This is a genomic window from Kamptonema formosum PCC 10802 (assembly GCF_000332335.1).
In the GTDB taxonomy this organism is placed as follows: Bacteria; Cyanobacteriota; Cyanobacteriia; order Cyanobacteriales; family Oscillatoriaceae; genus Oscillatoria.
In genome coordinates this window covers 4,875,389-4,884,180 of the sequence record NZ_KB235948.1, presented here as the reverse complement: position 1 = coordinate 4,884,180, position 8,792 = coordinate 4,875,389, and the positions used below count along the sequence as shown (strand labels likewise).

General features: G+C 55.8%; 6 protein-coding genes and 3 pseudogenes. 4 read left to right on the top strand and 5 right to left on the bottom strand.

The window, feature by feature from the left end:
* A pseudogene (locus OSC10802_RS41110) lies at positions 1 to 653 on the bottom strand (photosynthetic reaction center family protein); the annotation flags it as partial.
* A 19-nt stretch (positions 654 to 672) separates the two neighbouring features.
* On the opposite strand from OSC10802_RS41110, the gene OSC10802_RS0121365 reads away from it, so the two are divergent.
* The 3 genes and pseudogenes from OSC10802_RS0121365 (at position 673) to OSC10802_RS0121355 (ending at position 3,105) form a co-directional block, all read left to right on the top strand.
* Positions 673 to 918 (top strand): hypothetical protein, encoded by a 246-nt coding sequence (locus tag OSC10802_RS0121365; protein WP_155968168.1) that lies wholly within the window; start codon positions 673 to 675, stop codon positions 916 to 918.
* Positions 919 to 1,325: 407 nt separating this feature from the next.
* A pseudogene (locus OSC10802_RS0121360) lies at positions 1,326 to 1,766 on the top strand (O-linked N-acetylglucosamine transferase family protein); the annotation flags it as partial.
* 493 nt (positions 1,767 to 2,259) lie between these two features.
* The gene (locus OSC10802_RS0121355; protein ID WP_017718806.1) at positions 2,260 to 3,105 is read left to right on the top strand and encodes a GNAT family N-acetyltransferase; all 846 of its coding nucleotides are present in this window, start codon (positions 2,260 to 2,262) and stop codon (positions 3,103 to 3,105) included.
* 165 nt (positions 3,106 to 3,270) lie between these two features.
* Here the strand turns inward: OSC10802_RS0121355 and OSC10802_RS41105 are convergent, their stop codons facing one another.
* Positions 3,271 to 3,654, bottom strand: coding sequence for a peptidylprolyl isomerase (locus OSC10802_RS41105; protein ID WP_017718805.1), 384 nt, complete (start codon positions 3,652 to 3,654; stop codon positions 3,271 to 3,273).
* Positions 3,655 to 4,278: 624 nt separating this feature from the next.
* Between OSC10802_RS41105 and proB the strand changes: the two genes are divergently transcribed.
* Positions 4,279 to 5,391, top strand: a complete 1,113-nt coding sequence (proB, locus tag OSC10802_RS0121340) for a glutamate 5-kinase (protein ID WP_017718803.1) — start codon at positions 4,279 to 4,281, stop codon at positions 5,389 to 5,391.
* Positions 5,392 to 5,717: 326 nt separating this feature from the next.
* On the opposite strand, the gene OSC10802_RS0121335 is transcribed toward proB, so the two are convergent.
* From OSC10802_RS0121335 to OSC10802_RS0121320, 3 genes and pseudogenes are all read right to left on the bottom strand, one after another.
* Complete coding sequence (locus OSC10802_RS0121335) at positions 5,718 to 6,596, bottom strand: helix-turn-helix domain-containing protein (RefSeq protein WP_017718802.1); 879 nt, start codon at positions 6,594 to 6,596, stop codon at positions 5,718 to 5,720.
* 465 nt (positions 6,597 to 7,061) lie between these two features.
* Complete coding sequence (locus OSC10802_RS0121325; protein WP_017718800.1) at positions 7,062 to 7,655, bottom strand: DUF3611 family protein; 594 nt, start codon at positions 7,653 to 7,655, stop codon at positions 7,062 to 7,064.
* A gap of 346 nt (positions 7,656 to 8,001) precedes the next feature.
* Positions 8,002 to 8,792 (bottom strand): annotated as a pseudogene (locus tag OSC10802_RS0121320) (thioredoxin domain-containing protein); the annotation flags it as partial.

Below are 8,792 nucleotides of genomic sequence, written 5' to 3'. Positions count from 1 at the left end.
ACGGTAGCACCGTGAATGGCGCACAGCAGCGCCCCACCCCAGGATGCCGGCCACGCCCATCATGTGAAGGGGTTGAGCGTCCAGTTGTGGAACCCTTGCAAGAACAGCAGGAAGCGGAAGATCGCTGCCACGCCGAAGCTGGGTGCGAAGAACCAGCCGGACTGGCCCAGTGGGTACATCAGGAACACGCTGACGAACACCGCAATCGGGCCGGTGAAGGCGATGGCGTTGTACGGACGGATGCCTACCAGACGGGCGATTTCAATCTGGCGCAGGCAGAAGCCGATCAGACCGAAGGCACCGTGCAGGGCGACGAATGTCCACAGACCGCCCAGCTGGCACCAGCGGGTGAAGTCGCCTTGGGCTTCCGGACCCCACAGGAACAGGATGGAGTGTCCCAGGCTGTTCGGAGGGGTGGACACGGCGACGGTCAGGAAGTTGCAGCCTTCCAGGTAGGAGGAGGCTAAGCCGTGGGTGTACCAGGAGGTGACAAAGGTGGTGCCGGTCAGCCAGGCCCCAACCGCCAGGTAGGCGCAGGGGAACAGCAGCAGTCCAGACCAGCCGATGAAGACGAACCGATCTCGCTTTAGCCAGTCGTCGAGTACGTCAAACCAGCCTCTTTGGGCTGACTCGCGTCCGATTGCAATGGTCATTGACGAATCTCCAAAGGATATGAGTTCACAAGGCTTTAACTTCACCGGCCCAACTCAGGCTCGGCTCTGGCCTATACCAGAAACCGTGCCGGCGCGCCAGTTAAGTTTACGTTTCTTTACCTTGTGTCTCATTATAGGGTATCTCGCGGATTTGTCACCCCCCACTCAAAAAATTTCTCTCGAATTCGCACTCGTCTGGCTGGCCCACTCTAAATCGACATCTAATTTATATTTTTTGGATTCCTTGGCTGCCGGCTGCCGGTAGCAGCGCCCGCGCGATAAAAGCCTGTAAACCCACTTTTAATCTGATTGTAGAGGGGGGCGCTCTCTCGGAGAGGGGACTGAAGCGGCAGTGAACCAAGATTTTTAACAGCAAATTAGATGCTTTTTCAGGGAGGCCGGTCTATTGCGCACCGGCGATGGGGCATTAGCCCTACGGCGAACTTTTGGGCATTAGCCCAACTGCACACCGACTGCCGGCATGTCAGTTGCACTCACGGCGCAAGTCTTATTATAATATTCAGTTTTACCCTTATCAGCACGCCAGCCGGCAGGGGTTTCCTTCTATATATGTGAGGGCATATCTCACCGGCTCGTGCCGGCGGGAACTGCCACTGAACCCTCGGGAACAGGCTTCACCAGACCGGCACGCGGGTCCTTACCACATCTGAAGATATTTGTCACGCACAGCACTTGCCGGTGGCGGAGTATTTGGCTCGCTATCGCCGAGCCGATTTGTTTTTGGATACGTTTGTTTACAGTGCCGGCTCTACGGCTGTTGCCGCTTTGCAAACAGGAGTGCCGGTGCTGACTCTCCCCGGAATCGCCACCCCCTCTCGTATGGGTGCCAGCATTTGCGCCGCTGCTTTGCTCCCAGAAATGATTTGCAGCAGTCAGGAAAAATACGAGCGCTCCGAGCGCCGCCCCGTATATCTGGGAAACAATCTGGATGAATTGCCAGCGATTCGCTGCAAGTTTGCAGAAAATCACAGCAGCGCCCCCTGTTTAACCCCCGACATTTTGTGCGGCATCTTAAAGAGGCTTTCCGCCAAATCTGGGGGGATAGCGAGTGGGGGAAATAGTATTCTGGCGGTTAGAAAGGGTTTTTTGTAAACTGCCAAGACGCCAAGAACGCCAAGGGGGATTAATAGCCATTTTGGATGCCCGGATTTTGGATGCCCGGATTTTGGATTGGGGATTGATTGTTTTGGCCCATGCCCGATGCCCGATGCCCCATGCCCCCTGTAGCCCTGTGGCAGTTCTCGCACCGCCTAAATCTTAAATGTTATTAAATAATCTTGACAGATAGAACAAAATCCCTGACAGTAGAGAGGATCGCAACCCAACGGCTAGAAAAAAAAGGCCACACAAGCCGGTGGATATACCTGCAATAGCACGTCTCGTTGATGAACCAGCCTAACTCAACACCAACGCTCTCCCCACCGGCAGAGATGGGAGCATCCCATTTTTGTAATCCCCCTCACCCCCAACCCCTCTCCCACTTTGGGGTGAGGGGAGAATTCTTGATTCTTTCGCCCCTCTCCCGACCTGGGAGAGGGGAGTTAGGGGGGTGAGGGTAACAGTCTTTGCAAAAACGGGATGCTCCGTGGAAAATTCCATTGAGTACGACGCCCTGAGTTTTCCCAGCCTCAAGAAGCGGTGGCAGAAATACACGCAGCGCGGCGAAATTCTGGCTGTTTCCGCTTCCATATCGGAACAGCTGGTGGGATTTGTATTTGCGGATATCCTGGCGGAAAGCCAGACAGCTGAGATAATTTCCCTGTTTGTCGCCCCGGAGTTCCGGCACCAAGGAATCGGCACCGCGCTGCAGGGAATTTTAGAAAAAGGGCTGGCGAAAAATGGCTGCCGGCAAGTTAGTGTCTCCTACCCAAAGACTGAGATTACCGACCAGTCGCTGGAGCCAATGCTGCGCAAATTGAACTGGGAGCCGCCGCAAATTAAATATTTGCTGGGGCAGACCACAACTGACAAAATTTCTCTAGCGCCGTGGCTGCACAAATACCCATTGCCGGCTGGCTTCACGGTTTTTACCTGGAGCGAAGTAACCGCAGAGGAGCGCCAGCAAATCTTGCAGGGGGGGGGCTATCCAGAATCTCTTTCTCCCTTTGGGAACGCTCCGAGAATCGAGCCTCTTAACAGCCTCGGACTGCGCTATAATGGTGAAATTGTTGGCTGGATGATTTGCCACCGCGTCGCGCCGGACACCATCCGGTACTCCGTCTTGTATGTGCGGGAGAGATTCCAGAAACTGGGGCGGGGGATTTCCCTGATGGCGGAGGCTATAAAACGGCAAATCGCCAGTCCAGTTGCTTATTATAAGTGTGCGGTTTCTGCAGAGAACCCGCAGATGCTTCAATTTCTCAATCGCCGGCTGAAACCGTATTTAAGCGGGCTTTCTGAGTCGCGCCAGTCTGTGAAGCGGCTGTCCTGAGAGAGTGTTTGTAAAGAAAATTCGGAAATGGGCGACTTCTAGGTATCATCCCTGAGGATGGCGCTCGCGGCAAACCGCACTCTTTTCTCAGTACCTGTTCCAGCTATCCAAAATCAACTGCGCCTCGAACCCGCAGCAGACCTCCTTGTTTTCCAGCGCCGGCGCTCAATTCAGCGATATCAGCCCACTATTCGCCAGTTTCGCAAGCTCCTCTTGCAGCCAAACTTGGAAAAGTTCATCGAGCAGTCGCCGGCGCATGGATTCATCCAGCTGAGCCGGGATCCGTTTTTCCAGCCGCACAATAACCCGCCACTCTCCTAAACGAATCGGAGCCCAAAGTTGACCGATTTGACTGACCAGCAGGATCTGAGCTAGATCCCGAAAGACTTTCCCCAGCTCGACAGGACCGAGCAACCCATTGGTTTGCGCCTCCACTCCTTCAGAGTATTCTCGGGCGAGTTCCCAAAAAGACTGCTCCCCTTCCAAAATGCGGAAATAGAGTTCCTGGGGGACTCCCTCATCTTTTATCCGGATTAAAGAATAAATCACTTTATCCAGGAAATCAAGAACGTCAATGGGTTAATTTTTCCGCTAAGAATTCAATGATTTATGTCTTTTTTTCAGAAATACGCCACCGGCGGGCGACTAAATCCACAAATCCGGCTCTGAGCGCATAGCGCCAATCAAACAGGCTGAGGCAGAGAAAGGCTTCCGCTGCCTCAAACAGCGAATCCCAAACACCAGCCCGCTGCGTGCCAGCCGGTTGTGAAAAAAACAGGGTCTGGAGTTAACACCTTTTCAGCAAAAGCTCGCGCTAAAAAGCCTGCCAGCTGAGTTGCGTCCAGAATACCGGCATCGCCTTGAAACCATGCCGGTTCCTGACCTAGGGCAATCTCACCCCCAAACCTGCCAGCACAGAAAAAACATCTGCTGGCAGGTAAATTAGAGGTTTTATGATAAAATGTCTGGGAGAGTGGCGGATTAAAGAGAGCCGGCAATCGCTCCTGTGTTTTGTCAGGCGGCGGATGGTAAAATACCTGTAAAACTGCAAGGAGAGCGAAGGCTAGAAAGTTTCCAGATACAGATTGGGCTGATTTTATCAGTGCGCAAGTCCTGGCAACTTTCTAACGCTTCACCAACTTGCCAAAGAACCAACCTGCCATCCTCGTCCTGATGCCGCAAACGATCGTCGTCAAAATAGGCACATCCAGCCTAACTGTGCCGGCCACCGGCAACCTGGCCCTCTCCACCATCGCCACCCTGGTAGAAACACTCAGCGACCTGCGCCGGCAGGGGCACCGCGTGGTCCTGGTGTCCTCGGGAGCGGTGGGGGTGGGCTGCGCTCGGCTCGGACTGCGCGAGCGCCCCCGCAACATTGCCCTGAAACAGGCTGTGGCGGCTGTTGGCCAGGGACGCCTGATGCGCGTCTACGATGACTTGTTTAGCTCCCTGCAGCAGCCGGTGGCCCAAGTGCTGCTCACCCGCACCGACTTGGTGCAGCGCAGTCGCTACCTGAACGCTTCCAACACCTTCCAAGAATTGCTGCGCTTGGGAGTGGTGCCGGTGGTCAACGAAAATGACACCGTAGCCACCGAAGAGCTGAAATTTGGGGATAACGACACCCTCTCGGCGCTCGTGGCCAGCTTAATCGAAGCGGACTGGCTGTTTATACTCACCGATGTGGACCGGCTGTACTCAGCGGACCCCCGCAGCCATCCTGACGCCGAGCCCATCAGCCTGGTGCAGCGCCTCGACGAGCTCGAGCAACTGCAGGTGCAAACCGGCGACTCCAAGAGCGGCTGGGGCACCGGTGGCATGGCCACAAAAATTCAAGCCGCCCGGATTGCCACCAGCGCCGGCGTGCGCACCGCCATCACCGCCGGCAGCAATCCCAGAAACATCGAGAAAATTCTCCAGGGAGAGCCGGTTGGGACTCAGTTCGACCCCCACCCCCGAGCGGACAGCGCCCGCAAGCGCTGGATTGCCCACGGCTTGGTGCCGGCGGGGAAGATTTACCTGGATGCGGGAGCCGTGGCAGCGATTTGTCAGGGGGGCAAGTCCTTACTCGCTGCCGGCGTCACCAATGTCGAAGGCGACTTCCAAGTGTCAGATGCCGTGCAGCTGTGCGCCGCAGACAGTCGGGAAATTGCCAGAGGGCTCGTCAACTACAGCAGCGCCGAACTGGAGCTGATTCGGGGGCGCAAATCCGAAGAAATTCCCAATATTTTGGGCCATGCCGGTGCGGAAACCGTCGTTCACCGAGACAACCTGGTTTTGAGCAACTAGAAAACCTGTCTGGAAATAAGCTATAGCGCTTTTAATTTGCACTAAGCATCTCTATTGTTCGCTCTAATGAATTGCTGCATAAGCTTTTCATTAGAGCGCGCCACAATAGGGAAGCAAATTAAGAGTTGCAAAGAGCCGAAGGAACCAGCTTTTTACTGGCATAGAAATGCCGATAAATCGGTTTTATATAGCAGCGGGCAATTGGGCGCGGACGTTGGACAGGCGTCTCGCCTGTCCCAGAAATATTGAGGGCAGGCGTCTCGCCTGTCCTACTGTCCGTTCCCGAGCGTGAATACTGCGATAATCCTTAACCGGCGCTGTTGAACCTAGTAGGCCATAGCTTCAGGAGGCGCAATATCAGATCCCGCCGCCACACCGGCATAGCCGGTGCGCAACCCCGGCGTTTTCACCGGCACAGTACGCCCGTCCGGGTGGGAAACAGATCCAGGAGAGGAAAAATTTGGGTCAGGTTCAGCAACCGCTCTGGGGTTGGCTTGCGCCGACAGCCAAGAAAGCCCGCCCACAGCTCCCGCCATCAGGGCGGCGTAGCCAAGGTATAAATGCGCCGGACGCATCTTTTCTGATTGGAGTTCAGGCCGGTACCAGGAGGGGACAGCAGATTGTGCGGCGGCGGGTGCGGGTACGGAAGCCGCCATCCGAGAGCCATCGAGCCCCAAAGCATCGCCGGTGCGGCGGATAAAGCCGCGAACGTAGATATCTTCTGGCAATCGCTCAGTGCGCCCTGTTTCCAGAGCCTCCAGAATCGGTCGCGGCACCAGGATTTGACGCTCGAGTTGCTCCAGAGACAGCTCGCGAGCCTGACGGGCTTGCTGGAGCTCTTGGCCTATCTGGCGCAAGCGGTCAATCCTGGCGCGCTCCGCTGTTTCGGGTGCCGCACTGGCTCTAGCCGAGCCCGCCACGGAAGCCAAACCCCCTGTTGCCGCCGGCTGAGCGGGTTGTGCCGGGAAGGGTGCCGGTTGCAGCGCTTGCGAGCTTTGAGCCGGCACCGCCCCACAGTTTTCGGCACACTGCTTCAGCGCCAGCCGGATGGCTTCTTTTGCCACCGCAGCGACGAGCATCTGCGTGAGTGCTGCTGCATCCCCAAGCTGCGCCTGCAAGCTGGCTACCGTCTGCCGGTATATCTCACTGCGGTAGAGCTCAGCTTCAATTTGCCCCTGGAGCGCTTGCAGCGCTGATTGAGACATTTCTGAGGTTGTGTGGCCACCCTCCCAACAGGGGGCCGCAGGTTTCAGTACCATGATCGCTATTGTCTCCGTGCTTGAGTGAAACCGCATCTCGCTAACAAAGGCCATACAGACTGGAAATTGGGGCAACAGCCGCAGCGACTGGGTGAAGCCAGACAGCCAAGAGAGATTTTAGATTTTAGATTCTAGAGTCAAAAAAAGATTAAATTGTTAATCTGAAATCTCAAGCTGGAAATCGCAGCGACGAGCAGCAAAGCGATTGAGACTGTATTGGCTGCAACCGTCACCAGCTTCTCAGTGGTGCGCCGCTAGCTGTAGCGCGGTTGATTCACAGGATGCTGGAAGTTAACTGGATAGCTACTTCGCAGCCGATCGCACGGATTCCGGATGGCTGGGGCGTAAATTATAAATGACCCAAACTTTGGCGCTCGCGCTCAAAGGTGAGCGCCACAACCGAGCTGCCAGCTACTGCCGGCTCACCGAATTGATCAGCCACAGCGCCGTGAGAATGCCGGCAAAGTGAGCCACCAGCGTGTGGGTGTTCCCCAGCACCACAAAAATATCCAGGGGTTGAATGAGTTTGCTGAGATCGCCCCCCAAGCCCAGTAAGGCTTGGGGCTGGGCCAAAGCCTTGCCCAGCAGGGTGCCGGTAATCGCTTCTGCCCCCATGAGGGTCAAACCCATCCCCGCTAAATTCAATATCAAGCCGCGCCGCAGCAGCTGCATGGCGTCTGCCTTCTTGGGGCGCAGGTTGGGATTGGAGGATTGCAGCTGTTGAGCTAGCCGGGTGTAACGAAAAGACCAGTAGATGCTGACGCCGAGCACTAGAAGTCCGCAAACGGTAAAAAACAGGCCCGGTCCGCTTCCTGGATTGTTGGCTGCAGCACCGGCAGCGGTGCGGGGAGCGCTGCTAGAAAACCCAGCAAATGCGAAAATCAGGCTGGCAATAACGGCTAGGACGACCTGCACCCAGAAGCTCGCCCAGCCGGCATAGCGAAATATGGGGACAACTCGCTGCACAGATGGGGGGAGTGCGGGGGGCTCTGATTGGTTGGACATACGGATTTCCAGTGGGCGTTGCTAGGATATATCCTTACGATAGTTCGTTTTTTTTAGGCCAAAGCGCTTAAACATCGGGCTGGCTTGCTATACAGCCCGCCGGTGGGGCTAATGCCCAACGACAAACTTTTGGGCTAAAGCCCAACTACGAACTTTTGGGCTAAAGCCCAACTACGAACTTTTGGGCTAAAGCCCAACTACGAACTTTTGGGCTAAAGCCCAACTGCGAACTTTTGGGCTAAAGCCCAACTGCGAACTTTTGGGCTAAAGCCCAACTACGAACTTTTGGGCTGAAGCCCAACTACGAACTTTTGGGCTGAAGCCCAACTACAAACCAAAATCGCTGTCACCCCCTCGTCTGGCTCAGCCGCACTTGCTCGCCCAACTGGGCCATACTAACAGCCGGCTCGTTGCAGCTCAGCCCCTGACAGACTAATCCCACCGCACCGGCAGGCAAATTTGGCTCCACCGCCAAAACAGCCGCCGGCAGGTATTGCGGAATAAGCGCAGCTACCTGCTCCCTTCCAGTGCGAATCAGGGTGCAGTTGCGATACCAGTCTAAACCGGCAAACAGGCTTGGACACGCTTGCGGTGCCCGGCTCATTATACTGCTGAAGGCTTGCAGGGTTTGCTCGGCTCTGTCGAGATATTCCAGCTTTTCTGCTAGCAGGGCGAGCCGCACTAAGTTGGCCACTGCTACGCCATTGGCTGCCGGTGTGGCGCTGTCGGCATAGCTGCGCTCTCTCACTAAAAGGTATTGACGAATATCGCTGCTTGTGTTATAATATCCCCCCAACTCCACACTCCAGAGAAATTCGTCAAATTCCTCTTGCACTTGCAGGGCTTTTTCTAACCAAGCTGGGATTTGGGCCGGGATTTGGGCCGGGATTTGGGCCCTGATTTGAAGATTTGGGGATTGGGAGGTGTTGAGGGAAGCTTGATGCAAATCGAGAAGGGCTTTGATGAAGAGGGCGTAGTCTTCGGACTGGGCGGTGATGGCAGGCTGGCCATCGTAGTTGAGCCGGTGGAAGCGTCCGGAAGCCCACTGGCTGTCGAGGATGAAGTTGGCGGCTTTGGCGGCGAGTTCTAGGTATTCTGGCCGGTTCAGGACGGCACCGGCTCTGGCCAAACCTGAAA